Source organism: Stappia sp. ABD4_338 (genome assembly GCF_056312175.1).
In genome coordinates this window covers 1,000,030-1,024,524 of sequence record NZ_CM149982.1, presented here as the reverse complement: position 1 = coordinate 1,024,524, position 24,495 = coordinate 1,000,030, and the positions used below count along the sequence as shown (strand labels likewise).

General features: G+C 64.8%; 26 protein-coding genes. 14 read left to right on the top strand and 12 right to left on the bottom strand.

What is annotated here, in order from left to right:
• The first annotated feature begins 403 nt into the window (after nt 1-403).
• From purC to ACYX4S_RS04505, 6 genes are all read left to right on the top strand, one after another.
• A complete protein-coding gene (gene purC, locus ACYX4S_RS04530) occupies nt 404-1,201 on the top strand; it encodes a phosphoribosylaminoimidazolesuccinocarboxamide synthase (RefSeq protein ID WP_293719872.1) in 798 nt (265 codons plus the stop codon).
• A 160-nt stretch (nt 1,202-1,361) separates the two neighbouring features.
• Nucleotides 1,362-1,910 (top strand): hypothetical protein, encoded by a 549-nt coding sequence (locus tag ACYX4S_RS04525; RefSeq protein WP_476362052.1) that lies wholly within the window; start codon nt 1,362-1,364, stop codon nt 1,908-1,910.
• A gap of 218 nt (nt 1,911-2,128) precedes the next feature.
• The gene (gene purS, locus ACYX4S_RS04520; protein ID WP_476362051.1) at nt 2,129-2,368 is read left to right on the top strand and encodes a phosphoribosylformylglycinamidine synthase subunit PurS; all 240 of its coding nucleotides are present in this window, start codon (nt 2,129-2,131) and stop codon (nt 2,366-2,368) included.
• Between the two features lie 62 nt (nt 2,369-2,430).
• Nucleotides 2,431-2,538 (top strand): phosphoribosylformylglycinamidine synthase-associated small membrane protein, encoded by a 108-nt coding sequence (locus ACYX4S_RS04515; RefSeq protein ID WP_293719866.1) that lies wholly within the window; start codon nt 2,431-2,433, stop codon nt 2,536-2,538.
• A 55-nt stretch (nt 2,539-2,593) separates the two neighbouring features.
• Complete coding sequence (purQ, locus tag ACYX4S_RS04510; RefSeq protein ID WP_476362050.1) at nt 2,594-3,268, top strand: phosphoribosylformylglycinamidine synthase subunit PurQ; 675 nt, start codon at nt 2,594-2,596, stop codon at nt 3,266-3,268.
• A gap of 57 nt (nt 3,269-3,325) precedes the next feature.
• Nucleotides 3,326-3,583, top strand: a complete 258-nt coding sequence (locus tag ACYX4S_RS04505; RefSeq protein WP_476362049.1) for a DUF2164 domain-containing protein — start codon at nt 3,326-3,328, stop codon at nt 3,581-3,583.
• Nucleotides 3,584-3,600: 17 nt separating this feature from the next.
• Here the strand turns inward: ACYX4S_RS04505 and yegS are convergent, their stop codons facing one another.
• A complete protein-coding gene (gene yegS, locus ACYX4S_RS04500; protein WP_476362048.1) occupies nt 3,601-4,524 on the bottom strand; it encodes a lipid kinase YegS in 924 nt (307 codons plus the stop codon).
• A 150-nt stretch (nt 4,525-4,674) separates the two neighbouring features.
• Between yegS and purL the strand changes: the two genes are divergently transcribed.
• From purL to ACYX4S_RS04480, 4 genes are all read left to right on the top strand, one after another.
• On the top strand, nt 4,675-6,876 hold the full coding sequence (purL, locus tag ACYX4S_RS04495; protein WP_476362047.1) for a phosphoribosylformylglycinamidine synthase subunit PurL: 2,202 nt from the start codon (nt 4,675-4,677) through the stop codon (nt 6,874-6,876).
• Nucleotides 6,877-6,934: 58 nt separating this feature from the next.
• Nucleotides 6,935-7,168 carry a BolA family protein gene (locus tag ACYX4S_RS04490; protein WP_293719856.1) on the top strand — a complete coding sequence of 78 codons (234 nt, stop codon included), beginning with the start codon at nt 6,935-6,937 and terminating at the stop codon, nt 7,166-7,168.
• A gap of 63 nt (nt 7,169-7,231) precedes the next feature.
• Complete coding sequence (gene grxD / locus ACYX4S_RS04485) at nt 7,232-7,564, top strand: Grx4 family monothiol glutaredoxin (RefSeq protein ID WP_293719854.1); 333 nt, start codon at nt 7,232-7,234, stop codon at nt 7,562-7,564.
• A gap of 306 nt (nt 7,565-7,870) precedes the next feature.
• Complete coding sequence (locus ACYX4S_RS04480; RefSeq protein ID WP_476362046.1) at nt 7,871-8,152, top strand: antitermination protein; 282 nt, start codon at nt 7,871-7,873, stop codon at nt 8,150-8,152.
• 53 nt (nt 8,153-8,205) lie between these two features.
• Here ACYX4S_RS04480 and ACYX4S_RS04475 read toward each other — a convergent pair whose 3' ends face one another.
• The 7 genes from ACYX4S_RS04475 to ACYX4S_RS04445 all read right to left on the bottom strand — a co-directional run bounded on the left by ACYX4S_RS04475 (nt 8,206) and on the right by ACYX4S_RS04445 (nt 16,228).
• Complete coding sequence (locus ACYX4S_RS04475; RefSeq protein WP_476362045.1) at nt 8,206-9,474, bottom strand: Hsp70 family protein; 1,269 nt, start codon at nt 9,472-9,474, stop codon at nt 8,206-8,208.
• A gap of 111 nt (nt 9,475-9,585) precedes the next feature.
• Entirely contained in the window at nt 9,586-10,518 is a 933-nt protein-coding gene (gene ttcA / locus ACYX4S_RS04470; RefSeq protein WP_476362044.1) for a tRNA 2-thiocytidine(32) synthetase TtcA, read from the bottom strand.
• A gap of 113 nt (nt 10,519-10,631) precedes the next feature.
• Nucleotides 10,632-12,422, bottom strand: a complete 1,791-nt coding sequence (locus ACYX4S_RS04465; RefSeq protein WP_476362043.1) for a diguanylate cyclase — start codon at nt 12,420-12,422, stop codon at nt 10,632-10,634.
• A gap of 103 nt (nt 12,423-12,525) precedes the next feature.
• Nucleotides 12,526-13,545, bottom strand: a complete 1,020-nt coding sequence (locus ACYX4S_RS04460) for an MBL fold metallo-hydrolase (RefSeq protein ID WP_476362042.1) — start codon at nt 13,543-13,545, stop codon at nt 12,526-12,528.
• Between the two features lie 152 nt (nt 13,546-13,697).
• Entirely contained in the window at nt 13,698-14,315 is a 618-nt protein-coding gene (gene rpsD / locus ACYX4S_RS04455; protein WP_293719843.1) for a 30S ribosomal protein S4, read from the bottom strand.
• 190 nt (nt 14,316-14,505) lie between these two features.
• Nucleotides 14,506-15,372, bottom strand: a complete 867-nt coding sequence (gene murI / locus ACYX4S_RS04450) for a glutamate racemase (RefSeq protein WP_476362041.1) — start codon at nt 15,370-15,372, stop codon at nt 14,506-14,508.
• 46 nt (nt 15,373-15,418) lie between these two features.
• Nucleotides 15,419-16,228, bottom strand: coding sequence for an RNA methyltransferase (locus tag ACYX4S_RS04445; protein WP_422069344.1), 810 nt, complete (start codon nt 16,226-16,228; stop codon nt 15,419-15,421).
• 177 nt (nt 16,229-16,405) lie between these two features.
• Here ACYX4S_RS04445 and ACYX4S_RS04440 point away from each other — a divergent pair, with 177 nt between their 5' ends.
• On the top strand, nt 16,406-16,981 hold the full coding sequence (locus ACYX4S_RS04440; RefSeq protein ID WP_293719838.1) for an HdeD family acid-resistance protein: 576 nt from the start codon (nt 16,406-16,408) through the stop codon (nt 16,979-16,981).
• An 18-nt stretch (nt 16,982-16,999) separates the two neighbouring features.
• Here ACYX4S_RS04440 and ACYX4S_RS04435 read toward each other — a convergent pair whose 3' ends face one another.
• Together ACYX4S_RS04435 and ACYX4S_RS04430 are read right to left on the bottom strand one after the other, a co-directional pair.
• Nucleotides 17,000-18,427, bottom strand: coding sequence for a sensor histidine kinase (locus tag ACYX4S_RS04435; protein WP_476362040.1), 1,428 nt, complete (start codon nt 18,425-18,427; stop codon nt 17,000-17,002).
• A 130-nt stretch (nt 18,428-18,557) separates the two neighbouring features.
• Nucleotides 18,558-19,112 carry a putative pterin-binding protein gene (locus ACYX4S_RS04430; RefSeq protein WP_476362039.1) on the bottom strand — a complete coding sequence of 185 codons (555 nt, stop codon included), beginning with the start codon at nt 19,110-19,112 and terminating at the stop codon, nt 18,558-18,560.
• A gap of 244 nt (nt 19,113-19,356) precedes the next feature.
• Here ACYX4S_RS04430 and ACYX4S_RS04425 point away from each other — a divergent pair, with 244 nt between their 5' ends.
• Together ACYX4S_RS04425 and ACYX4S_RS04420 are read left to right on the top strand one after the other, a co-directional pair.
• Nucleotides 19,357-20,571 carry an NADP-dependent isocitrate dehydrogenase gene (locus ACYX4S_RS04425; protein ID WP_476362038.1) on the top strand — a complete coding sequence of 405 codons (1,215 nt, stop codon included), beginning with the start codon at nt 19,357-19,359 and terminating at the stop codon, nt 20,569-20,571.
• 111 nt (nt 20,572-20,682) lie between these two features.
• Nucleotides 20,683-21,165: a hypothetical protein gene (locus ACYX4S_RS04420; RefSeq protein ID WP_476362037.1), complete on the top strand. Its 483-nt coding sequence runs from the start codon at nt 20,683-20,685 to the stop codon at nt 21,163-21,165.
• A gap of 140 nt (nt 21,166-21,305) precedes the next feature.
• Here the strand turns inward: ACYX4S_RS04420 and ACYX4S_RS04415 are convergent, their stop codons facing one another.
• Nucleotides 21,306-22,208: a LysR substrate-binding domain-containing protein gene (locus tag ACYX4S_RS04415; RefSeq protein WP_476362036.1), complete on the bottom strand. Its 903-nt coding sequence runs from the start codon at nt 22,206-22,208 to the stop codon at nt 21,306-21,308.
• A gap of 115 nt (nt 22,209-22,323) precedes the next feature.
• Here ACYX4S_RS04415 and ACYX4S_RS04410 point away from each other — a divergent pair, with 115 nt between their 5' ends.
• On the top strand, nt 22,324-22,959 hold the full coding sequence (locus tag ACYX4S_RS04410; protein WP_476362035.1) for a LysE family translocator: 636 nt from the start codon (nt 22,324-22,326) through the stop codon (nt 22,957-22,959).
• Between the two features lie 69 nt (nt 22,960-23,028).
• Here ACYX4S_RS04410 and ACYX4S_RS04405 read toward each other — a convergent pair whose 3' ends face one another.
• The gene (locus ACYX4S_RS04405) at nt 23,029-24,495 is read right to left on the bottom strand and encodes a cyclic nucleotide-gated ion channel (RefSeq protein ID WP_476362034.1); all 1,467 of its coding nucleotides are present in this window, start codon (nt 24,493-24,495) and stop codon (nt 23,029-23,031) included.

Here is a 24,495-nt window from a genome sequence, read left to right as displayed (position 1 = left end):
TGTCCGGCTGCCGCTCGTATCCTCATTCGGTCACGCAAGGGCGGCCATCCCCCATATGGGTATTGGAGCGCCCCTTGCATATCCTCGCAAGCCCCCCAAATCAACGCGATAAGACCGCCATTCCGCAACTGCCCACGACTACCGCGAACACGGTCGCGGGTCGGGCGACGGACGACCTCGCGAACCGCCGCAAGCCGCCCGCTCGCGCGCTCCCGCCCCATGCCACGGCTTCATTGTACTTTGCCGGGCGATCGTGTAGGTTCCGCGCCATCGAGCGGGGGGCCGGTACTGCTGCCGCTCCGGCCCGACATCGAAACCCGCCCGTGCGTTGGCGAAAGCGACGCGAGAGCGTTGGTTCCGACGGGACCGGATCTCGGCAGCACATTGGAGCAACTCCGCCGAAATGGATTTTCTTTCACCAACACGGTACGTGCCTATGAACCGCCGCCGGCGCATTTACGAGGGCAAGGGCAAGATCCTCTATGAGGGTCCGGAGCCCGGTACGCTCATTCAGCACTTCAAGGACGATGCCACGGCGTTCAACGCCAAGAAGCACGAGATCGTCGATGGCAAGGGCGTCCTGAACAACAGGATTTCCGAGTTCATCTTCAACCAGCTCAACGCGATCGGCATCCCGACGCACTTCCTGCGCCGGATGAACATGCGCGAGCAGCTCATCCGCGAGGTGGAGGTCATCCCGCTGGAGGTGGTCGTGCGCAACGTCGCGGCCGGGTCGCTGTCCAAGCGCCTTGGTCTCGAGGAAGGCACGCAGCTTCCGCGCTCGATCATCGAGTTCTACTACAAGAACGACGCGCTCGACGATCCGATGGTCTCCGAGGAGCATATCACCGCCTTCGGGTGGTGCACGCCGCAGGAGATGGACGACATCATGGCGCTGGCGATCCGCGTCAACGACTTCCTGACCGGTCTGTTTCTCGGTGTCGGCATTCGCCTCGTCGACTTCAAGATCGAGTGCGGACGCCTCTGGGAAGGCGACATGATGCGCATCGTCGTCGCCGACGAGATCTCGCCCGACAGCTGCCGCCTGTGGGACATCCAGTCCAACGAGAAGATGGACAAGGACCGCTTCCGCCGCGATCTGGGCGGAATGCTCGAAGCCTACCAGGAAGTGGCCCGCCGGCTCGGCATCCTGAACGACAACGACCGCCCTGCCGGAACCGGCCCGGTCCTCGTCAAGTAGGCTTGCCTGACGGACCATAGCGGCCCCACCGTCGCCACATGATCCCGAAACCCCGGCCGGCACGGCCGGGGTTTTTTTGCAAGCAAGCGTGATGCACCCTGATTGCAACTCTTGAACGAGTCCCGTAGCCTCCGCGAGGCTGGATAAAGGGGGCTTTGCCATGAGAAATATCGGTTCCGCGCACAATCGCGGAAGGATTGTGTTCGTTCTGCTCGCAGGTCTTTTTCTGGCGGCGTGCCAGACGGCGGGACTGAAGCCGGGTGCACTGACGACCACCTTCCCGCCCAAGGGCTGGAGCAGTCAGAAAGTCGGGAGCGTCACCACATATGAGTGTCCGAAAGCCACCTGCGGCCAAAGGCAGACGGTTCTCGTAAAGCCGGGCAAGGTCCACGGCGATGTGGAATCCGCGATCCGGAGAGGAAAACTGAACACGGAACTCTTGGCATCCTTCCTGAAGTTCGTTCACGTCGCCACTGACAAGAAGGTCTCCTTCTCCGCCACACGCCGTATCACCACCCCTACCTACTCCGGTTTCCAGTTCGTCGTGACGACCCGCAATAAACGTGGCAAAAGATTCTACATGGCCACACGTATCGTCGCCCAGAACAATCGCGGTGTGCAGGTGCAGTCCTTCGCACATTCTCGTGCAGTCGCCGTGCGCAATCTCGAAAGGTACTTCGCCAATACGAGGATCAGGCGGGTTAATTGAGCAGTTGTCGTCAAGAGGTCTGAAGCGCTTGGCGCGATGGTTCCCCGGTCACGTCCCCGATTGCCGTGAAAGCCCGGGCAAGGCCCGCGCAAAAGGTCTTTCATCGGCGCGGCCGGCGCGCTAGAAGCGGCGCAACGAAGAGGCGCCTGCCACCTGCCGGCGCAAGCCGGCGTGGCGGAACCGCACCGGCTGGAACCTTGTGTTCGGAGACGAGCCCCATGAAAGCACGCGTGACCGTCACCCTGAAGACCGGCGTCCTCGACCCCCAGGGCCAGGCGATCGAAGGCGGACTTGCGGCCCTCGGTTTTTCCGGCGTTGAAAGCGTGCGGCAGGGCAAGGTCTTCGACGTGGAGCTTTCCTCCACCGACAGCGAAAGCGCCCGCGCAGAGCTTGCCGCCATGTGCGACAAGCTGCTTGCCAACACGGTGATCGAGAATTACGCGATCGAGATCCTCTGAAACCCGGAGCTTGCGGACCCGCCCGGGTCCGTTGCCGGTTGCAGAGAACGCAGGGTCCTGAAATGGACGAGGACAGCGCCAGAGCGATCCGCTTCCTTCTGCTGAAGGCAGCGCTCTTCATCGCCCTTCCGGCCGCCCTGGCTCTCGTCGCCGCCCTGTTTTTCGTGTGAGCGCCCGCTTGCCGACAGACTGTCCGGGCAGCGCCCGAAACGGAGACATGCCGACATGAAGTCCGCCGTCATCACTTTCCCCGGCTCCAACCGCGAGCGCGACATGATGCACGCGCTCAGGCTCGCCACCGGCATCGACCCGGTGTCCGTCTGGCACGCGGAAACCAGCCTGCCCGACGTCGATCTGGTGGTGCTGCCAGGCGGCTTCTCCTACGGCGACTACCTGCGCTCCGGCGCCATCGCCGCCCGCGCGCCCGTCATGGACGCGGTGCGCGACTTCGCGGCACGCGGCCGGCTGGTGCTTGGCGTTTGCAACGGCTTCCAGATGCTGACCGAAGCCGGCCTTCTGCCGGGCGCGCTGATGCGCAACAAGGGCCTGACGTTCGTCTGCCGCGAGGTGCTGCTCGAGACGAGCTCAACTGCCAGCCCCTTCACCCGTCACCTCGAGAAGGGCAACGTCTGGCGCTGCCCTGTCGCCCACCACGACGGAAATTATTTCGCCGACACCGAAACGCTCGATCGCCTCGAGGCCGAGGACCGGGTCGCGTTCCGCTATGCGAACGGCACCAACCCGAACGGTTCGGCCCGCGACATTGCCGGCATCACCAATGAGAGCGGCAATGTGCTTGGCATGATGCCGCACCCGGAGAACTACGTCGACGCGCAGCAGACGGCCACCGACGGCGCCGCGTTCTTCAAGGGGATCGCAGAGGCTTTCGAAACGGCCTGAGCCGGCGGCAGGGTTCCGGGGCTACGAGGCCTCCCTCCCGGACAAGGAGCCCACGGAATGGCCAACATCGAACTGTCCGCACCCGAACGCGCCGCCCTTGCCGAATGGCTTCGCGAGCGAGTCGCGGAGGAGACCGGCGAGGAGATCGGCGGTCTCGAAGCCGAGTCGCTCGCAGGCGCACTGGTGCGCGACATCGCCGGGCACTTCTACAACCGCGGCCTTCATGACGCCCGCGCCGCGATCTCGGCGCGGCTCGAGGAGGTCAGCGAGATCGTCTACGCCATGGAAGAGCCGAACATCCTGACGCGTCGCTGACACGCCGTTCGCGGGCCTCACGCACCGGTGACGAAGCGCAACGCCTTCGGCATCACCTCCACCTCGAGACGCCTGGCCGACATGGGCTCGCCATCGAGGTTCACCGCCAGTTCGTCCTCCGCATCGACCACCAGCCGCGTGAAGCGATGGGTCCGGGCATACCCGTCCAGCGTCCCCTCCCCCTCGCTCAAGAGACCCGAGAGAAGCGACAGCATGTGATCGGCGTCGGGCCTCGGGAACAACGCGAGATCCAGTTCTCCGTCGTCGTAGCGCGCATTGGCGCAAAGCGGCACTCCGCCGCCAGCGAGACGCCCGTTGCCGACGGCGAGCGCCACGAATTCATCGTCGAAGGAAAACCCGTCGCCCTCGATCCGGGCGCGGGAGGGCACGAGATCCCCAAGCCGGCTGGCGCCGGCGATCAGGTAGGCGGCACCGCCCAGAAGCTCCTTTGCACGCGGATCCGTCTCCCGCGTGATCCGGGTCACCGATCCGGCGCTCGCCACATTCACGAAGATGCGCCCGTTGATGCGCCCCGCATCGATAGGGCGAGGCGTTCCGGTGGCGCACAGCATGAGTGCGGCGCGGACATCGTCCACCGGAAGCCCCATGCCGGTGGCGAAATCATTGGCCGTGCCCAGCGGCAGCGCGCCGAAGGCACAGTCCGTCTCGGGCCGGGTCTCGAGAGCCGAGGCGATGACCTGGTTGATGGTCCCGTCGCCACCGCCGGCGACGATCACCCCGGGACGCGCGTCCTCGCTTTCCACGGCCTCGCGCGCGAAGCGCCCCGCATCGTCTCCATCGTAGGTCACGCGCACCTCGAGCGTATGACCCGCGCCCCGCACGGCTTCCACCGCCGCCCGCACATCCTCTCGCGGTGCCGCCTTTCCGTTCAGGACCAGAAGCAGATGCCGCTTTTCGCTCGGGGTCTGGTCATGTGCCATCGCGTTTTTCCTGTTGTGGCGGGGGACCGGATGCCCCCACGCGCTGCTGCCATGCGTACGGAACAACCGTCCGCCCAATGTCTGCAATTCCCTTTGCGGCCCCGGTTTGCTACACGGGCGCATCTTTCGCTGCCAAGGTCAGAACCGCACATGATCCCCAACGACATCGCGATCACACCCGAGCTGATCGAGGCCCATGGCCTCAAGCCCGACGAGTACGAGCGCATTCTGGCGCTGATCGGGCGGACGCCGACCTTCACGGAGCTTGGCATCTTCTCGGCCATGTGGAACGAGCACTGCTCCTACAAGTCCTCCAAGAAGTGGCTCAAGACGCTGCCGACCACCGGCGAGCGCGTGCTTCAGGGGCCGGGCGAAAACGCCGGCGTCGTCGACATCGGCGACGGCGAATGCGTTGTCTTCAAGATGGAAAGCCATAACCACCCCTCCTACATCGAACCCTATCAGGGCGCGGCGACGGGTGTCGGCGGCATCCTGCGTGACGTGTTCACGATGGGCGCACGGCCGGTCGCGGCCATGAACGCCCTCCGGTTCGGCGATCCCGAGCATCCGCGCACGAAGCATCTGGTGTCCGGCGTGGTGGCCGGCGTGGGCGGCTACGGCAACTCCTTCGGTGTCCCAACGGTCGGAGGCGAGGTCGAGTTCCATTCCCGCTACAACGGCAACTGTCTCGTGAACGCCTTCGCCGCCGGAATCGCGCGCACGGACGGGATCTTCCTGTCCAAGGCGGAAGGCGTCGGCCTGCCGGTCGTCTACCTCGGTGCCAAGACCGGTCGTGACGGCGTCGGCGGCGCCACCATGGCCTCGGCCGAGTTCGACGAGACCATCGAGGAAAAGCGTCCGACCGTTCAGGTCGGCGACCCCTTCACCGAGAAGTGCCTGCTCGAGGCCTGCCTGGAACTGATGACCACCGGCGCGGTGATCGCCATCCAGGACATGGGCGCGGCCGGCCTCACCTGCTCGGCGGTGGAAATGGGCGCCAAGGGCAATCTCGGCATCGAGCTCGATCTCGACAGGGTTCCGGTGCGCGAGGAGCGCATGACGGCCTACGAAATGATGCTCTCCGAAAGCCAGGAGCGCATGCTGATGGTCCTGCGTCCCGAGAAGGAGGCCGAGGCCGAGGCGATCTTCACCAAGTGGGGCCTCGACTTCGCCATCGTGGGCGTGACAACCGACACGCTGCGCTTCATCGTCAAGCACCAGGGCGAGACCGTCGCCGACCTGCCGATCAAGGAACTCGGCGACGAGGCCCCGGAATACGACCGCCCCTGGGCAGAGACGCCGCGCAAGCCGGTTCTGCCTGCCTCGGGCATTGCCGAACCGGACGACTACGCGGCCGCACTGCTCACGCTGGTCGGAAACGCCAATGGCGCCTCCCGGCGCTGGGTCTGGGAGCAGTACGACACGCTCGTCCAGGGCAACACCATCGCGCGCCCGGGCGGCGATGCCGGCCTCATCCGCGTCGGCGACAAGGGCAAGGGCCTCGCCTTCGCCGTCGACGTGACCCCGCGCTACGTGGAGGCGGATCCCTTCGAGGGCGGCAAGCAGGCAGTCGCCGAATGCTGGCGCAACATCACCGCCACCGGTGCCGACCCACTCGCGGCGACCGACAACCTCAACTTCGGCAACCCCGAGAAGCCCGAGAGCATGGGCCAGCTCGTGGGAGCCATCAAGGGCATCGGCGAGGCCTGTCGCGCGCTCGATTTCCCGATCGTCTCGGGCAACGTCTCGCTCTACAACGAGACCAGCGGCGAGGCGATCCTGCCGACGCCCGCGATCGGCGGTGTCGGGCTGCTCGACGACGTAACCAGACGCGCGGGCGCTGCCTTCGCCAATGAGGGCGACGTCATCGTGGTCGTCGGCGGTCACGGCACCCACCTGGGCCAGAGTGCCTATCTGCGCGACATCCTGGGCCGCGAGGAAGGCGCGCCCCCACCGGTCGACCTGGATGCGGAGCGCAGGCGCGGCGATTTCGTGCGCGACCTCATCCGCGCGGGCCGCGTCACCGGCGTGCACGACGTTTCCAGCGGCGGCCTCGCGGTCGCGCTGGCGGAGATGGCGATCGCCGGCGGCACGGGTGCGCGCGTGAAGGTGTCCGGCCCCGCCCATGCCGCGCTCTTCGGCGAGGACCAGGGCCGCTATGTGCTCACCATCGATGCCGAGCGCGCCGGACGGGTCGTCGAGGATGCCATCGATGCCGGCCTCGAGATCGTCGAGATCGGCCATGTCGGCGGAAGCGATTTGACGGTTGAGGACATTCTCACCATATCCGTTGCAAAGCTTGCCGAGAGCCATGAGACTTGGTTCCCGGACTACATGAACGGGGCGCGCTGAGCGCCTGGAAGAGGAGACTGGCGGGACTGCCCGCCGGCTGGGCACGAAGGACGACCACATGGCAATGCAGGCGCGCGAGATCGAGGCGCTCATCAAGGAGGCTCTTCCCGACGCAAGGGTGGAGATCCGTGATCTTGCGGGCGACGGCGACCACTACGCCGCCGTCGTTGTCTCCGAGGCCTTTCGCGGCAAGACGCGTGTACAGCAGCACCAGCTCGTCTACCAGGCCCTCAAGGGCAACATGGGCGGCGATCTTCATGCCCTCGCACTGCAGACGAACGCGCCGGACTGAACGGCCGTCCGAGGCAGGAACGAAACGCCGGACCTTGGACCCGGCGGAACGAAAGGACAGACCATGAGCATTCAGGACTGGATCAGGAACGAAGTCGACAGCAACGAGGTCGTCGTCTTCATGAAGGGCACGCCGGCTTTCCCGCAGTGCGGGTTCTCGGGGCAGGTCGTTCAGATTCTTGACTACATCGGCGTGCCCTACAAGGGCATCAACGTGCTCGAGGACGACGATCTGCGCCAGGGAATCAAGGAATTCTCCGACTGGCCGACCATTCCCCAGCTCTATGTGAAGGGTGAGTTCGTCGGCGGCTGCGACATCGTCCGCGAGATGTTCCAGAACCAGGAACTGCAGCAGCACTTCACCGACAAGGGCATCGAGACCCGGCAGTCGGCCTGACGAATAAGTTAACAAACGGTTAACGGAGGGGCGGATCCAAGTGGATTCGCCCTTTCATTTTGCAATATTTCAGTACTGGGCAAATTTTTCCGAATCGCCCTAAGATGAACGATACCTGAACGCCTGTTTCAGGCTTCGATCATCGTTGCAGTGTTACGTCACCCGGGAGGACGGGGGCGAAACAGAGCGGCGGAAGCCGAACGGGTCCGAAGCGCGCTGGCCATAGCAGGCCACCGGGTTTGCGCCTTTGTCCCTCGCGGGCATTGATCGTTCGCGGGACACCTGGCATCGGGAGGGCTGGACGCCATGCGTATCGCAAAACTGCTCGGCATCGGTTTCGCACTGACCCTGTGCGTCGGACTGTCCGGCTTCGCCGGCGAAACGGACGCGGGCCTTCGTCGCATTTCCTGCGCCAACCTGATGGTTTTCGCACCGGTCAACGGCATCAGCGACGCGGATGTCTGCCGCTCCCACGGCGGCGTGGCCAGCGCAGATGCCAAGGACGCGAGTTCCGCGCTCGTTATCCTCGTTCGCAACCGGCCGGCCGGTAGCGACACGGGTCTGGCCAGCTTCAACAAGGGCTCCTGACCCGCCCGGCACTCGGTGCGGACCATGGCCGAAGGAGCCTTGCCTGCGTCGGGTCAGGCGGCGCCGAACTTGCGCGCAGCATCGAGCGCCAGACCCGTTCCCACACTCCCGAAAACGTCGCCCTGCACGACCCGCGCCTGCGGCATCAGCGCCGTAAGCCGATTGCGCACGAAGGGAATCGACGCGGAGCCGCCGGTGAGAAACACCGACGAGATATCCCGCGCTTCGATCCCTGCCTGAGCACGGCACTCCTCGAGCGCGCCCTCGACGCCGGAAACGGCCTGACCGATCGCTCCCTCGAATGCCTGCCGCTCCACTTCCAGATCGAGCGGCGCGCCGCGCAGGGCAAACCGTAGCCGCGCCCGTTCCGTCTCCGACAGATCGATCTTCACGCCCTCCACGGCGGCCGCCAGCGCATGGCCCAGGCGTTCGTCCACGATGTCCATGAGCCGCTCGACGAGTTCGGGCCGTGCCGCGTCCTGACGCAACTCGCGCAGCCGGGGCTCGACCTGCGGCGCATAGAGGAAGTTGATGCGATGCCAGGTCGCCAGTTCGAAAAACGCCCAGTTCGGCAGGTCGCGGCGCGGATCGCGCGAAGGTGTTCCGTAGCCGAGTTCCCGCATCACCGTTGCAAGGCTGAGCAGGCGGTCGAAATCCGTACCGCCAATGTGAACACCGGTGCTTGCGAGAATGTCGTCGCGGCGATCGGCACGGTTTCGCCCTTCGGGCGATACGCGCACGATGGCAAAGTCCGAGGTACCGCCGCCAAGATCGATGATCGCGGCAAGTTCCTCCCCCTCCACGCCACGCTCATAGTCGAGGGCCGCGGCAATCGGCTCGTACTGGAACGCGATCTCGGAAAATCCGGACGCCCGGGCGATGGCCTCGAGTTCGTCCTGGGCGCGCGCGTCGGCCTGAGGATTGTTGTCGACGAAATGCACCGGCCTGCCGAGCACCACCTGCGACAGCTCGTGTTCCGCCGCCTCTTCGGCACGATGCTTCACCTGGGTCAGGAACAGCCCGATAATCTCGGAGAACGACCAGCGCTGCGCGCGGATCATGGTCTTCTCGTTCATGGTGCTTGACCCCAGAACGCTCTTCAGCGCCCGCATGAGCCGCCCCTCGACGCCCTCCACGTAACTTCCGACCGCCTCGCGGCCATACCGCACCCTGCCTTCCTCGAAAGAGAAGAACAACGCGCTCGGCAACACCACGCTGTCGCCTTCCAGCGGAAGCAGGCGCGCCTGCCCCTCCTCCGCGGGAAGGGCCGCCGTGGAATTGGAGGTACCGAAATCGATGCCGCAGGAGCGCGTCTTGGTCATGGGAGAAAGCCTGACAGGAAAGGGCCGCCTGGACGGTCGGGGGCGGACGGAAACGGAAAGCCGGGGAAGAGCCCCTCCCCGGCCGGATCGTGTCTCGATTGTAGGGAGCCGTTATTCGGCGGCGAAAAGGCGTGCCGTCATGGCAAGACCGGCGCCGCAGGCCTCCGGTTCCTCGCGCGCGTCGGCCGGCGTGGCGGCGCCTTCGGGCGCGAGACCCGCGAAGTCGAAAACGCGCTGGTCGTGCAGATGCGATGGACGGACATTCGACAAGGCGCGCGCCATGACGGAAAGGCGGCCCGGATTGTCCCGCTCCCAACCCTGCAGCAGCTTCTTGACCTCGGCCCGCTGAAGCCCGTCCTGACTGCCGCAGAGATCGCAGGGAATGATGGGGAACTCGAGCGCCTTGGCGAAGCGGGCAATGTCATCCTCCGCGCAGCCAATGAGCGGGCGCAGGACCATCAGGTCGCCCTCGTCGTTGACGAGCTTCGGCGGCATGGAGGCAAGGCGCCCGCCATGAAAGAGGTTCATGAACATCGTCTCGAGCGCGTCTTCGCGGTGATGGCCGAGAACGATGGCCTGGCACCCCTCCTCCCGCGCGGTACGGTAGAGCAGCCCCCGGCGCAGGCGCGAACACAAGGAGCAATAGGTCTTTCCCGCCGGGATCTTCTCCGTGACGATGGAGTAGGTGTCCTCACGCACGATCCGGTGGGCAATTCCGTTGCTCTCGAAAAACTCCGGCAGGATATGCGCCGGGAAGCCCGGCTGTGCCTGGTCGAGGTTGCAGGCAAGAAGATCGACGGGCAGAAGGCCGCGCCACTTCAGGTCCATGAGGACGGCGAGTAGTGTGTAACTGTCCTTGCCGCCGGACAGGCAGACCAGCCACCTGGGCCGTTCGCCGCTCGCCTCGATCATCGCGTTGGCGGTGATCGTCTCGCGCACCTGACGCAACAACCGCTTGCGAAGCTTCTTGAAGCTGACCGAGGACGGGGCGTTGCGGAAAAGCGCCGGCAGGTCGTCCAGCGGATCGTCGGGAAAGTCGGTCATGATGGCAATGTCTCTTGGCTGCGCTGGTGCCTTGGCCCCTGACATACCGGTGTCGCCGCCTCAGGCCAAGAGAAAACCCGGCCCTCGTCTCGGGGGGAGCCGACGGAGCGGCTTCAGACCTTCTCGACGCCGATGTCCTCGTAGACGGTGACGTTGCGCCCCGTCTCCTTGGCCCGCAGAAGCGCCAGATCCGCACGCGTTCGCACCGTCGAGACCTTCCGGCCATCGCGGTTGTCGGCGATGCCGACCGACACGGTGATCGACCCGAGGATGCGCCCCGCGTGTTCCAGCCTGGCCGTGGCGGCACGGGTCCGCACGAGGTCGGCAACCTGCCGGGCCGTCTCACTGGAAGCATCCTGAAGGAGGACGGCGAACTCCTCGCCGCCGAACCTGTAGCAACGTCCGCGCGTTCCCACCGCATCCGTCAGAACGGTCGCGAAGGTTTCCAGCACGGCGTCTCCCGCATCGTGGCCGAATTCATCGTTGAAGTGCTTGAAGTGGTCGATATCGACAACGAGGCACGTAAGATCCGGCTCGGGCTCCTCGAGCGCGGCGGATGCAAGCGCCTCGTCAAGCGCGCGCCTGTTCATCAGCCCCGTCAAAGGATCGCGCACCGCCAGATGCGTCAGCCGCTCCCGCAGCCGCAGGTTCGCCGTAGCCAGAGCCACATTCTCGGCAATCATGCCCAGATAGGCCCGGTCATCCTCGGGCGTGGAGACATCCGCCGACAGCGAAACGAAAGACAGAAGACCGATCGTGTCGCCATGCGCATTGAGAGGCACGCAAAAGGTCGAAATGCCCTCTTCCACCGGCAGATGGTTGCAGCGGACGTCCGCATTCCCTCTCAGGCTTTGATGGACCCTGCCGCGCCGCAGTCCCCAGCACTGATCCTGCTCGAACCGTGTCGAGGCCCATTCGGGCCAGTCCCAGGAGGCAACGGCACGCAGGGACGTCCTGGGATCATCGCGGATGAAGAAGGCTCCGCCGAGCTCGGGAAAGATCTGCGGACAGAACCTTGCCACGACATTGGCAACCTCTTCGACGGTCTGGCAGGCCTGCATCCTGTACATCAGCTGCAGGATGAGGTTCTTCATCTTCAGGTCGCGCCTTCGCTCAGCGTCGAGCCGTTCGCGCTCCAGCCCGTTCTCGCGAAACACGCGGATCGCCGACGTGAGTTCGCCGATCTCGTCATGCCGGGGATCGTCAGGCACCTCCACTTCGAAATCCTGCCGGGCAAGGCGCTTGACCACGCCCGCCATGCGCGTCAGCGGCAGGGACACGCGCCGACGCAGCACGAAGTAAAGCACCGCGAGAAACACCGCCGCCGTCACGCCCAGCAGGATGCGGGCGGTCAGCCCGAGCCAGTCGCTCCACATCTGCGCACGCTGCAGTTCAAGCCCGGTACGGGTGTCGATCACCTTGCGAAGGCGCCCGATCTCACCCAACAGCTTCAGGTGCAAGGTGTAATGCGCGTCCCCGAACAGTGTTGCGCGGGCGGCTTCCCGCTCGCCGGAGCGATAGGCCTCGATAGCCTGGGTCTCGATCTCCTCCAGCTGGTCGGCCAGAACCGCGACCCCCTCGAGGAGCGCCTTCTCATCCTCCGTTCCGCCCAGGGTTCCAAGGCGATGCGCCAGCGCTTCCAGACGGTGCTCTTCCTCGGTGACGCGCTCGAAAACGGAAAGATGCGCCGGATCCCCGCGCATGACGAACAAGCGCGCCTCGTCGGTCCGAAGTTCCGCGTCGGTCTCGACCTGTGCGCCAAGGTCCTCGAGCGCCATGCGGATCTCGACCGCCTGCCGCTCCTCGCTTGCCATCCGGTTGGAAAGGATGAACGCGGTTCCCGCAAGGGCCGTGAGGACCACCGTGATGCCGTAGGCCGCGTTCGTGATCGTGCTGATTTTCATGCCGGTGCCGGACCAACGTGGGGGACGTTGTTGGACGGGTAGCACACCCCCGGGACAATGGACACCGGCATGCGATCAACGCGTCGGCCCGTGGGGCCAAATCCTAGACTTCGGCAACGTAGCGCCAGGCAGCCCCCTTTGTCTCCACACGTCCAACGCCTGGCCAGGGGAGATGATAACCGACCAGCAGAAGACCGTCGGTGGCCGCCCGGTCGAGCAGTTGGCGCCGGGTCGCGGCCGCGACCTCGGGAAGCTGGTCGGTGGAGGGTTGCCAATCCGGGCGCTCGAAGGAAACGGCGGGATGCGTGAGCGCATCGCCGGTGACGAGAAGCTGGCCGCCCCCGTCCTCGACCAGTACCGACATGTGCCCGGGCGTGTGCCCCGGCGTATCGATCATGGTCACCCCGGGAATCACCGTGTGGTCCGCGTTCACGCGTGTCGTCTTGTCCGCCACGGCCCCGAGATTGCGCTGCGCGCCGAGCGCGAAGGAGTGCAGGATTTCGGGCTGGGTCGACAGGAAGTCCTCCGCATTCCAGAAATCCCATTCACGCGCGCCCATGACGTACCGCGCATTGGGAAACCGCTCGCTCTCGTCGAAGTCATCGACGACTCCCCACACATGATCGGGGTGGCCATGGGTCAGAGCCACATGCGTGACGGCCTCGCGATCGATCCCCGCCGTCTCGAAACTGTCGGCAAGCCGGCCGGCGTCCTGAAAGAAGTTCATGCCCGCCCCCGTGTCCACGAGTACGAGATTGTCGTCCTTGCGGATCAGCGTCACGTTGAGGGCGCTCGCGCGCGTGGCGGTGTCATGGCCCGCAGCCGCGAGGAAGGCGGAACGCTCCTCTTCCGGAACATTGTTCGCGACCGTGGAAGCTGGAAGCGACAGGCCGCCATCCGTCAGCACCACGATTTCCGTGGTTCCGAGCAGGAAGCGGTGGGCAGCGGGATCGCCCTGTGCCCGCACCGCACCGGACAGCAACCCGGTCCCGGCGGCCCCTCCAACCAAGCCACGCAGGATGGCGGGCGAGGCAAGCCGCGCGCCCGCGCCCGCGGCAAGCCCTCCCGACAGGAAGCGCCTGCGCGAGAGCCTGTCCCTGTTTTCGTCGTGTGACGTCGACATGTTCCTTCCTCCCGATCTGTCCCCCAAATCATATTCTGCGAGCGGAATATGAAAAGGGCAACCGGTGTTCCATGGCGGGAGAGCGTATGCCGACAAAGAAAAAGGGGCGCCCCGAAGGAGCGCCCCTTTCGATTTCGGACCGGAGAGCCGGATCAGCGCGAGTAGAACTCGACGATCAGGTTCGGCTCCATCTGGACCGGGTACGGAACGTCGCCGAGCGCCGGAACGCGCTGGAACGTCGCGGTCATCTTGTTGTGGTCGGCAACGACATAGTCCGGCACGTCACGCTCGGCGAGCTGGGTTGCCTCGATGACGATCGCGAGCTGGCGCGACTTCTCGCGGACCTCGATCACGTCGCCCGGCTTGCAGCGGTAGCTGCAGATGTTGACCCGGCGGCCGTTGACCTTGACGTGGCCGTGGTTGATGAACTGGCGCGCGGCGAACACGGTCGGCACGAACTTGGCGCGGTACACGACCGCGTCGAGACGGCGCTCCAGGAGACCGATGAGGTTCTCCGAGGTGTCGCCCTTCATCCGCGAGGCTTCCACGTAGATCTTGTGGAACTGCTTCTCGGAGATGTTGCCGTAGTAGCCCTTGAGCTTCTGCTTGGCACGAAGCTGCACGCCGAAGTCGGAGAGCTTGCCCTTGCGGCGCTGGCCGTGCTGGCCCGGGCCGTACTCACGGCGGTTGGCCGGGGACTTCGGACGGCCCCAGACGTTCTCGCCCATACGGCGATCGAGTTTGTACTTTACGCTATGGCGCTTCGACATGCGCGGTTCCTTCGCGTTTTCTGGTCTTTCAAAGGAAACACGCCCTCCTTTCCTGACGGCCCGGAGGCTTACAGGCGACAGGACTTCCGGCCAAACAGCGCCGGCGCGGATGTCCACGGGTGTGCAAATGCGAAAGCGGGCCGCCATGGCCCGCCAAGCGCGCGAGAACTAGCCGAAAGGCCGGCCGCTGTCAAACATGCCGTGCAAGCCCCGCATCGCATGTTTCCGGGCTTTCGCCGATCAAAGCCAGCAGATGTGACAGGTCCGTGTCGTTGCTGCACAGGATGCGGTCGCGCTCGGGCGCCGCTGGGCCGGAAATTTCCGCCTGCGAGCCCCCCGGCACGAGGTCGAGCACATCCGCAAGGCGTCGCGCGATGGCCGGAGCCGGATCGATCCAGGTCACCGGCCAGGGCGCGACCTCGCGCAGTTCGGGCAGCAACAGAGGGTAGTGCGTGCAGGCCAGCACCACGACGTCGGTGCGCCGACCGGCCTTCTCCACGAAGCAGGGACGGATTTCGGCCAGGAGCGCCTCGCGGGAAACCACGCCTCCCCGGAGCCGCTCCTCGGCAAGGCGGGCAAGCCCCCTCGAGCCGACGAGGGTGACGGCAACCTCCGACGCGAAGCGCTCGATCAGGTCGAAGGTATATTCCCTGCGGACGGTGCCCGGCGTTGCAAGCACGGCGACGACACCGGACCGGGTCAGTTGCGCGGCCGGCTTGATCGCCGGCACCGTCCCCACCACGGGGATGTCGAGAACCGCACGAAGCGGCGGCAGGATCAGCGTCGAGGCTGTATTGCAGGCAATGACGAGGGCACGCGGGCAATGAGTCGCGACAAGCTCGCGAACGAGCCCGACACAGTGATGCGTCAGCGCGGCCGGATCCCAGTCACCATAGGGAAAGGCGGCAAGGTCGGCGTAGTAGAGAATGGGAAGACCGGGAAGCGCGGCGCGGATCGCGCGCGCGACCGACACCCCGCCAACACCGCTGTCGAACACAAGGACCGGTGCGTCGCCCGCATGGAGCGCCCTTCCGGCCAGGGTTCGTGTCTCGCTCATTCCTCACCCCCGTGCGCTGAACGCGGCGGGAGAGGTCCTTCCCGCCTCAGCCTTTTCCGCTCTCGCCAGAGCCGGAATGCGGTCGCGTCTTGCGTCCTTCAAGCGCTGCGATCACACCGCGCAAGGTCTTCACTTCCTGATCCGTCAATGCGGCTTTTTGCAGGATGTTTCGCAGGTTGCGCACCATGGAGGGGCGCTTTTCCGGCGGGCGGAAGAAGTTCACGGCATCGAGCGCGCCTTCGAAATGATCGAAGAGCCGCTGCAGGTCGTCCTTGCTCGCGGGCGGATTCGCCTCTTCGTCGAGCCGGAAGGGCAGCGCACCTCCGTTGGCCTTCACCCGCCACTCATAGGAACAGACGAGAACCGCCTGGGCAATATTGAGCGAGGCAAAATCCGGGTCTACCGGCAGCGTGACGATTTCGTCGGCCAGCGCCACCTCGTCGTTGTTGAGCCCCCAACGCTCGCGCCCGAAGAGGTAACCGACCTTCGCACCTTCGGCACCGAGCCGGGTCGTCGTCGCGGCCGCCTCGTCCGGACCGCGCACGGGCTTTGCCACCTCGCGCGAGCGCGCCGTAGTCGCAAAGACGAACGACAGATCCGCGATCGCCGCCTCGACGCTGTCGAACACCTGCACCCCGTCGATCACATGGTCGGCACGGCTCGCGGCCGCGCGCGCCTTTTCGCTCGGCCAGCCATCGCGCGGATTGACCAGACGCAGATCGCTCAGGCCGAAGTTCGCCATGGCGCGGGCGGCCGTGCCGATGTTCTCGCCAAGCTGCGGCTCGCACAGGATGACGCAGGGCGCGGTCAGGGAAAGTCCCGTTGCCGCAGGATCGATATGGGCGTTGCGTGTCATGGCGCGCAGATACCCCAAGCCGAGACGCTTTTCCAGTGCAACGAGCCCCTGTACCGCCTCTCCCCCAAGTCGGTGCGCGTGCGGTAAGGTTTCGTTACGTCTTGTGGTCGAGGGTGCAGGTCGGCGTACCACCCCGCCCGACGCAGTGTTTTCACCGGAAAAAGATCGGATCAAGACATGTCTTCCCACCCCGCCCCGGCCCAGCCGCCCGTGTCGATCACCGAGACAGTTCGCGCAAAGTGGATCTGGTTCCTTCTGCTCGGCATCGCACTCGTGATCGGCGGCACCGCCATGATCGCCCTGCCGCTGGCAAGCTCCATCGCCGTCACCCTGGTCATCGCCCTCGTCTTCACCGTGGGCGGCGTGCTGCAGATCTGGCATTCCTTCTCGGTGAAGGAGTGGAGCGGCTTTCTGTGGAACATCGCCACCGGCGTCATCGCGCTGATCGGCGGCGTGACCATTTACATCAATCCGGCCGTCGGAGCCTTCACGCTGACGCTGGTCATCGCCGGCATCCTGCTTGCCCAGGGCGTGACGCAGTTGCTGCTCGCCTTCAAGGTCCGCCCGCACGACGGCTGGGGCTGGCTGGCACTTGCCGGCGCCATCTCGCTCCTCGCCGGTCTCTGCATCTGGTTCGAGTTCCCCAGCTCGGCCCAGTGGGTGCTCGGTCTCATGGGCGGCGTTGCCGTGCTCATGAACGGCTGGAGCTACATTGCCATCGCCCTGGCAGCCCGTCGCCTCGGGTCCGCCTGAGGCGCCCGCGCGATTTCCCTATTCCGCCGCCGGACGGTCCTCGGACCGCTCCGACGGCAGGTCGGGGGCGAAATCCACCGTGAAGCGCGACCCTTCGCCGGGCACGCTGGTGGCATCCAGTTCCCAGCCGTGCCGTCGCGAGATCGCGGCGCAAATGGCAAGTCCCATGCCCGTGCCGGCATATCTTTCACGCGAATGCAGCCGGCGGAACGGCTCGAACACCAGCCCCTTGTGCCGCATGTCGAAGCCGATGCCGTTGTCGCTGACGTGAACACGCAACGGCCGGTCCGCCTCGTCGGTCTCGACTGTGATACGCACCTGCGGCGCGCGCTCGGGATGACTGAACTTGACCGCATTGCCGATCAGGTTCTGGAACAGCTGCTCGAGAAACACGGCATCGCCGTAAAACCATGTCTCGGGCGCCTCGATCGAGATCTCCGCACCACTTTCGCGAATGAGCTCGGACAGGCTGTCGGTCACGCGACCGACCAGCTCGCCAAGCTCGACGGTCTCCGACTCAAGGGGGCGCTCCGAGGCGGCCGAGTATGTGAGAAGGTTCGAGATCAGCGTGCGCGCCCGTCCGGCCGAGGCACGCATCACGCCGGCGGCATAGTCGACCATCTCGCGGTCGTCCTTCTCCATCCCCTCCGCGAGCAGGTCCGCGAAAACGCCGATCTTGCGGACAGGTTCCTTGAGATCGTGGGATGCGAGATTGTTGAACTGGCTGAGTCGCTCGTTGGCCGCCCGCAGTTCAGCATTGGCACGACCCAACTCGCCGGTTCTCTCGATTACCCGTCGCTCCAGGTGTTCGCCCAGCCGCATGAGCTGATGGCGTTCGCGCAGCAGCAGCCCCCCCATGGCGAAGCCGGTGACCAACAGGCCGATGATGAGGAAAAGGACCAGATTGACCGTCTGCCGCAACTCCTCGCGCTGTCGCGTGGCCGCCTCGAGCTGGAGCCGGTAAACGGCTGAGCGAAAGGAATCCAGCAGCGGCTGGAGCCTGGTGAAGCTGTCGCGGATGTCCCTGGCCAGGGACAGATCGCCGTCCATTGCGCTGGCGAGCCGCTTGTCCGCGCTGCGAAGCGCCGCCGTCAGCGCTTTCATGAGATTTCCCGAGTCGCCCACATCGATGAGCGCCGCGCCGGCCTCGCCCTCGTCGAGGCGGATCGCACGGCTCCAGAGAATATCGAAACGCGCGTTGACCTCGGCCGCGTATTCTTCCTTGCCCTCGTGAACCAGGAAGGTGTCGAAGGCCTGCAACAGATCCTGATACTCGACCACCAGCTGGGCCGTGTACCAGATCAGGCTCTGGCGGTACTCGGACCGGTCATCGTTGTTCTGACGGTTGAGGATGGAGAGAACGAAGAACAGCGAGCCGGTGATGATCGTGACGCCAACCAGCAAAAGCACATAGAGCGTTCTCACCCATCGCGTGCCGAAATCCATGAAGATCACATCCGCTCGCAAGGCGCATCGCAAGAGCGCCGTCGCTTCTCGCGCGTCACGGGAGTGCACGCGCTCGCGCAAGGATAGCAGGCGGGGGCGGGACCCGTCAGCCCCGTCAAGATAGTTGGCCTCAGCGGCGCAGGATCAACTCGCGAAGCTGCCAGATTGCGCGCGAATAATAGAGTTCCGTGCGCAGATCCTCGCGCACGCCCCAAGGATAGATCACCCAGAGCGGACCGCGCTCGCGAACGCCGATCGTCTTCCCGTCCACCTTCATGGCGAGGATCATGTCCGTCTCGCGCGAATCGGAAACCGGAATTTCGACCCTGTAGTCGTTGAGCGCCACGGCCTCGATATGCGCGCCGTCCACGTCCGCCTTTTCCAGGACGTCACGCAACAGCGGCCCTTCGAAGGTCGTTACCTTGTCGGTCCAGGGAGTGTCCGTTTCGATACGGTGGATACCCAGGGCCGTCAGCTGGGCGCGAGTAAAGGTAACGGGTTCCCCGTCAACGGTTTCACGAACCGTCAGAACCGGCCTGCCATCATCGCTCGCCTGCACGGACACGGGGGCCAACAGCACCAGAAGTCCGAGAAAACGGACAAGCCATGCGCGGGCGCCCGACATCCATCCGGCGCCGGAATATGTGCCCGAGTCTTGGCACGCTGCGCGAACGACCGCGGTCATGGCTGACTCCTATCCGAAAACTTGACAGGTACGGTATGCGACGAATTGCGATATGTGGCAAGCCATCTGCGCCCGGAGCTTGCATTCCCGAGACAGAACGAAAGGCCTGCTTTGCGTTTTGCCGCCCCTTTGCTATAGGGGCCGCGCGACCATTGCCGGCGGCAACGAGGCCGGCCGGCCGAATGAGCGGAAATCGGGCGCATCAGGCGCACACGCCACCCCCAAGACGCGAGGTCACCAGCACATGGCGAAGATTAAGGTTGCCAACCCGGTTGTCGAGCTCGACGGCGACGAGATGACTCGGATCATCTGGCAGTTCATCAAGGACAAGCTGATCCATCCCTATCTCGACCTCGAGCTGAAGTATTTCGACCTGGGCATCGAGAAGCGCGACGAGACCGACGACCAGATCACCGTCGATGCGGCCAACGCGATCAAGGAGTATGGTGTCGGCGTCAAGTGCGCGACCATCACCCCGGACGAGGCCCGCGTCGAGGAATTCGGCCTGAAGAAGATGTGGCGTTCGCCCAACGGCACGATCCGCAACATCCTCGGCGGCGTGATCTTCCGCGAGCCGATCATCATTTCCAACGTTCCGCGCCTCGTGCCGGGCTGGACGCAGCCGATCATCGTCGGCCGTCATGCCTTCGGCGACCAGTACCGCGCGACGGACTTCAAGTTCCCCGGCAAGGGAAAGCTGACCGTCAAGTTCGTCGGCGAGGACGGCACCGAGATCGAGCACGAGGTGTTCGACGCTCCCTCCTCCGGCGTTGCCATGGCCATGTACAACCTCGACGATTCGATCCGCGACTTCGCCCGCGCCTCGATGAACTATGCGCTCGCGCGCGGCGTGCCGTGCTACCTCTCCACCAAGAACACGATCCTCAAGGCCTATGACGGCCGCTTCAAGGACCTGTTCCAGGAGGTCTACGAGGCCGAGTTCAAGTCCGACTTCGAGGCCAAGGGCATCACCTACGAGCACCGCCTGATCGACGACATGGTCGCCTCCGCGCTCAAGTGGTCCGGTGGCTACGTCTGGGCCTGCAAGAACTACGACGGCGACGTCCAGTCCGACACCGTCGCCCAGGGCTTTGGCTCGCTCGGCCTGATGACCTCGGTTCTGATGAGCCCGGACGGCAAGACCGTCGAAGCCGAGGCCGCGCACGGCACGGTCACGCGTCACTACCGCCAGCACCAGCGCGGCGAGGATACCTCGACCAACCCGATCGCCTCGATCTTCGCCTGGACCCGTGGCCTCGCCCATCGCGCCAAGCTGGATGACAACGCCGATCTGGCGAAGTTCGCCGACACGCTCGAGCAGGTCTGCATCAAGACCGTGGAAGACGGTCACATGACCAAGGACCTCGCCCTGCTTGTCGGCCCGGACCAGAAGTGGCTGACCACCAGCGGCTTCCTCGACAAGATCGACGAGAACCTGCAGAAGGCGATGGCCGCCTGAGGCGGAAATCCCTGACGAAAACGGAAAAGGCGCCCGCGAGGCGCCTTTTTCTTGGCGGGCGACATGCGATCTTGAGCGTTACCCGTCAACGCATCAAAAGGGGGACAGTCCATGACAGAAGCGACCATTTCGACACTGCCGGCATCGCTTCGCAGTGCATTTCTCGCAATCGTCTGCGCGATTGCGCTTGCCCTGCCCGGAAGCCTTGCATCGGCTCCGGCCGCCCACGCCCAGCAGGCGCACGAGCCCGCCCGCGGCACGGCGGAACGGAGCGAGGTACTCGACAGCATCCGCCCGCTGCTCGAAGTCCGTGTCGGGCCGCCCGTGCAGTTCGTGGTCGAGTGGCTGCGCGTTTCCGGGCCTTGGGCCTTCGCGATCGTCAATCCCCAGCGTCCGGGCGGCGCGCAGATCGACACGGCCGGCACGACGCTGGAGGAAGCCGCCGAGTACATGGACGGGCTGCGCACCTACGCGCTGCTTTATCACGCCAACGGCCGCTGGAACGTGGTCGACAAGGCAATCGGTCCGACCGACGCCTTCTGGTATGGCGATCCGCTTTACACGCGCCTGCCGGCGGGACTCATGCCCGACTAAAGCGTGTATTCATAAATAATTGAATGCCGGTTCCGCTTTTGACGGAATCCATAAAAGCGCTCTTTTAACCTCGCAGGTCCACAATGCGGACAAACCTGCCAATCAAGCGTTGTATCTGGACGTTCGCTTCATGCGTTCCCTCATGACAAGTCATCCTGATGAGGATTTCTTGGGTCGTCACAACTTTGGCATGCGCCTTCCCGATCCAACCACTTACCAAATATGACGGCGGCCTCACTTTCGGCAGCCATCAGCAGATAGTAGGCAAGGTCACCGTCAGGCTCTCTCTCGATCACTTTCAATATGCCAGCCGCAACATCGCGCTCTACGAGTGCCCATGACTGCACTGACAGCCCATGACCCGCTCGCGCGGCCGATAGTACGAGAGAATTGGTCGGGTAATGGCGTCGACCCGGGCCGTCGAAACGAATGCCACGGCCTGCCGCCCAACGTTCATGTTCCGTGCGCCCTGCCTCAAATAGCCACGTTGCCGATGAGATGTCCGCGGACATGGACGCGACATAGTTCGGGGATGCAACGATCGTATAAGCCGCCGATGTCAAGCGATGGACCTTCGGCCAATTCCAACTTCCCCGTCCGTAGCGGATCGCCATGTCGTAGGCTCCGCCTGCAAGGTCGACGTTCCGCAGCGATGGGGCGAGGTCGATCTGCACATCGGGATGTTGCCTCCAGAACTCCGGCAGGCGCGGCATCAACCACGTCTCGGCGAAGGCCGGTGTGCAAGCGATGCGAACGGGCCGCGCCTCCCCTGCGCGATCCATCGCCTCTACGCTTTCGGCGATCGTTCCGAACCCGGCGGCCAGAGCCCCCGCCAGACGCTCCCCGTCCTCGGTAAGGGCCAAGCCACGCCCCGCACGACGCACGAGACTACGACCGAACCGCGCCTCCAGAGTGCGAACGTGCTGGCGCAGCGCGGCATCGGTGACATTCAACTCGGCCGCAGCCGCTGCATAGGTCGCATGCCGCGCCGTTGCCTCAAAGGCACGCAGGGCAGCGAGGGAGGGAATGGTTTTCCAGTCCATGCCAGTCAATAGCGTAGTTCAGCTACGCTTTGCAAAGGCCTTTTGACTCGTGATTGCTCGATCATACTGCTTAAAATCCCGCCATATTCCATCGTCGCAAAGTGGAGTCTCTGTCATGGACCTGGAAATCTGGCTTGCGCTCGTCGCTGCCACGTCAGCCCTTCTCGCCATCCCCGGCCCAGTCGTACTCCTCCTGCTATCCCAGATACTCGCCCATGGACGGAGTATCGCGGTCGGCGCGATCTCGGGCGTCGTTCTCGGCGATTTCGTAGCGATGACCGTGTCCCTTGCCGGCGCGGGTACAATCCTCGCCACCTCCGCGACCCTCTTCACGATCCTCAAGATCGGCGGGGCGCTCTATCTCGTCTGGCTGGGGATCGGGTTATGGCGAAACGGCTTCAGCGCCATCAAGGTGAAGCGGGACGAGACGGACCATGGGGCGGCGCACACGCCAAGTCGGTGGTGGGCATTTCGTCAAGCGTTCATCGTTACCGCACTCAACCCCAAGGACATCGTGTTTTTCGTCGCCTTTCTTCCACAGTTCATCGAGCCGGCCCAACCGGCCGGGCCGCAAATCGCCATCATCATCATGACCTTCCTCGCATTGGTGATGCTCAGCACATCTCTATGGGTTACGTTCGCCGACCGCTTGCGCTCAGGTCTAACTCATCCGTCTATGCGCAAAATCGTTGCCCGGATCGGTGCGGGAACGCTGGTGGGCGCAGGCGCGCTTACTGCTCTGACAAACTGAATACAGCCGTTGGCTGCAACTCATGAAGGGCAGAGCGGGCTGTCAGGCCACAGGGGCCACGTTGAGGCCTTAGGAGCGATCGGGGCGGTCGGAGGCATCATCATCCTCCGCCGTTTCGCTCTCGTCATCGTCGCTCTCGTCCTGGGAGCCCGTCTCGGGCAGATCGATACCGGCTCCGGTGAACAGGTTCGGAGCATTCGCGGCCGTAAGATCCGCAAAGGCGTTTTCGCGAAGCGCCACGTCCACCGCCGATTCCCCCTCGGCCGCCGCGGCCACTTCCTCTTCCGACAGATCCCCGTCGAACATCTCCTGGCGGCGTGACACCTCCTCGAGGATGTTGCGTGCGACAGCCGGCTTGCGTCTCATCAATGCGTGCAGGTCGTGCGTGTCGAGCACGAGAAGCTGCGCATCAGCGAGCGCCGTGACGGTGGCGGTACGCCGCCGGTCGCCAAGGATGGCGAGTTCTCCGAAGAAGGCTCCCTCCTCCAGCCGCAGCCTGGTATCCCCGAACGACGCCTCGACCGCACCGGATGCGATGAAATACATGCTGCTGGCCGGATCGCCCTTGCGTGTCACCACATCGCCGCTGGACACGGACTGGGCTCTCAGAAGCTTAGCGATCTCGGCGATTTCCGCCGCCTTCAGATCCTGGAACAATGGCACGCGCGCCACCATCCCCCAGGTCACGGCAAAGTCCCGGGAATGGATTTCGCGGGCAAAGGCGGTGGCGACGATGCCGACCGGCAGCGCGAAGAGCCCGTAACCGAGCAACATGACCAGACCGCCGATCAGCTTGCCCGACGGGGTGACCGGAACCACGTCGCCATACCCCACGGTCGTCACCGTGGTGAGCGCCCACCACATCGCCGCCGGGATCGTGCCCAGGGCCTCGGGCTGCACCTCTCGCTCGACGATATACATGCCCGTCGCAGCCAGCATGACCACGCCGAAGATGATGATCAGGCTGGCGCCGATGGCGTGCCGCTCGGCGAAGACCGCATTGGTGAGCGAGCGCAGCGCAGGCGAATAACGCGCCAGCTTGAAGAACCGGGCGAGGCGGAGGAAGACGAGGATCTTGAAGTCGGCGGCAGTGAACGTCAGCGCCAGCAGGAAGGGCATGACCGCCAACAGGTCTATGATCGCCGAGGGCTGCAGTGCGTAGCGCAGCCTCGCCCCCGCCTTCGAATACCGGCGCAAGGGCGGATGCAGATCGGCGACCCAGAGACGCGCCACATACTCGATAAGGAACGTGGCCCCGATCACGATCTCGCACAGATCGAAAACACCATCCCACTCGGAGAAGGACGGAACCGTCTCCAAGGCGACGAGAAGCACCGCGAGAAGAACGAGAAGAATGAGAAAACGGTCGACCCAGCGCCCTTCCGGATCACCGGCGGACCCGAGCTCGAGCCAGCGGTAAAGGCGCTTTCGCAGTCGGATGAACCGGCGATGCCCCGTGCCCGACTGTCTTTCTCCGGGGGCGCGCGGGTCCGCCGGGTCGGTCACGCTCTCACGAGGCGAACGACCCGGCGCCAC

Excerpts from the sequence above, each read along its gene's own strand:
- purC (WP_293719872.1), top strand. The coding sequence starts at position 404 with ATGGATTTTCTTTCACCAACACGGTACGTGCCTATGAACCGCCGCCGG.
- ACYX4S_RS04525 (WP_476362052.1), top strand. The coding sequence starts at position 1,362 with ATGAGAAATATCGGTTCCGCGCACAATCGCGGAAGGATTGTGTTCGTT.
- purS (WP_476362051.1), top strand. The coding sequence starts at position 2,129 with ATGAAAGCACGCGTGACCGTCACCCTGAAGACCGGCGTCCTCGACCCC.
- ACYX4S_RS04515 (WP_293719866.1), top strand. The coding sequence starts at position 2,431 with ATGGACGAGGACAGCGCCAGAGCGATCCGCTTCCTTCTGCTGAAGGCA.
- purQ (WP_476362050.1), top strand. The coding sequence starts at position 2,594 with ATGAAGTCCGCCGTCATCACTTTCCCCGGCTCCAACCGCGAGCGCGAC.
- ACYX4S_RS04505 (WP_476362049.1), top strand. The coding sequence starts at position 3,326 with ATGGCCAACATCGAACTGTCCGCACCCGAACGCGCCGCCCTTGCCGAA.
- yegS (WP_476362048.1), bottom strand. The coding sequence starts at position 4,524 with ATGGCACATGACCAGACCCCGAGCGAAAAGCGGCATCTGCTTCTGGTC.
- purL (WP_476362047.1), top strand. The coding sequence starts at position 4,675 with ATGATCCCCAACGACATCGCGATCACACCCGAGCTGATCGAGGCCCAT.
- ACYX4S_RS04490 (WP_293719856.1), top strand. The coding sequence starts at position 6,935 with ATGGCAATGCAGGCGCGCGAGATCGAGGCGCTCATCAAGGAGGCTCTT.
- grxD (WP_293719854.1), top strand. The coding sequence starts at position 7,232 with ATGAGCATTCAGGACTGGATCAGGAACGAAGTCGACAGCAACGAGGTC.
- ACYX4S_RS04480 (WP_476362046.1), top strand. The coding sequence starts at position 7,871 with ATGCGTATCGCAAAACTGCTCGGCATCGGTTTCGCACTGACCCTGTGC.
- ACYX4S_RS04475 (WP_476362045.1), bottom strand. The coding sequence starts at position 9,474 with ATGACCAAGACGCGCTCCTGCGGCATCGATTTCGGTACCTCCAATTCC.
- ttcA (WP_476362044.1), bottom strand. The coding sequence starts at position 10,518 with ATGACCGACTTTCCCGACGATCCGCTGGACGACCTGCCGGCGCTTTTC.
- ACYX4S_RS04465 (WP_476362043.1), bottom strand. The coding sequence starts at position 12,422 with ATGAAAATCAGCACGATCACGAACGCGGCCTACGGCATCACGGTGGTC.
- ACYX4S_RS04460 (WP_476362042.1), bottom strand. The coding sequence starts at position 13,545 with ATGTCGACGTCACACGACGAAAACAGGGACAGGCTCTCGCGCAGGCGC.
- rpsD (WP_293719843.1), bottom strand. The coding sequence starts at position 14,315 with ATGTCGAAGCGCCATAGCGTAAAGTACAAACTCGATCGCCGTATGGGC.
- murI (WP_476362041.1), bottom strand. The coding sequence starts at position 15,372 with ATGAGCGAGACACGAACCCTGGCCGGAAGGGCGCTCCATGCGGGCGAC.
- ACYX4S_RS04445 (WP_422069344.1), bottom strand. The coding sequence starts at position 16,228 with ATGACACGCAACGCCCATATCGATCCTGCGGCAACGGGACTTTCCCTG.
- ACYX4S_RS04440 (WP_293719838.1), top strand. The coding sequence starts at position 16,406 with ATGTCTTCCCACCCCGCCCCGGCCCAGCCGCCCGTGTCGATCACCGAG.
- ACYX4S_RS04435 (WP_476362040.1), bottom strand. The coding sequence starts at position 18,427 with ATGGATTTCGGCACGCGATGGGTGAGAACGCTCTATGTGCTTTTGCTG.
- ACYX4S_RS04430 (WP_476362039.1), bottom strand. The coding sequence starts at position 19,112 with ATGACCGCGGTCGTTCGCGCAGCGTGCCAAGACTCGGGCACATATTCC.
- ACYX4S_RS04425 (WP_476362038.1), top strand. The coding sequence starts at position 19,357 with ATGGCGAAGATTAAGGTTGCCAACCCGGTTGTCGAGCTCGACGGCGAC.
- ACYX4S_RS04420 (WP_476362037.1), top strand. The coding sequence starts at position 20,683 with ATGACAGAAGCGACCATTTCGACACTGCCGGCATCGCTTCGCAGTGCA.
- ACYX4S_RS04415 (WP_476362036.1), bottom strand. The coding sequence starts at position 22,208 with ATGGACTGGAAAACCATTCCCTCCCTCGCTGCCCTGCGTGCCTTTGAG.
- ACYX4S_RS04410 (WP_476362035.1), top strand. The coding sequence starts at position 22,324 with ATGGACCTGGAAATCTGGCTTGCGCTCGTCGCTGCCACGTCAGCCCTT.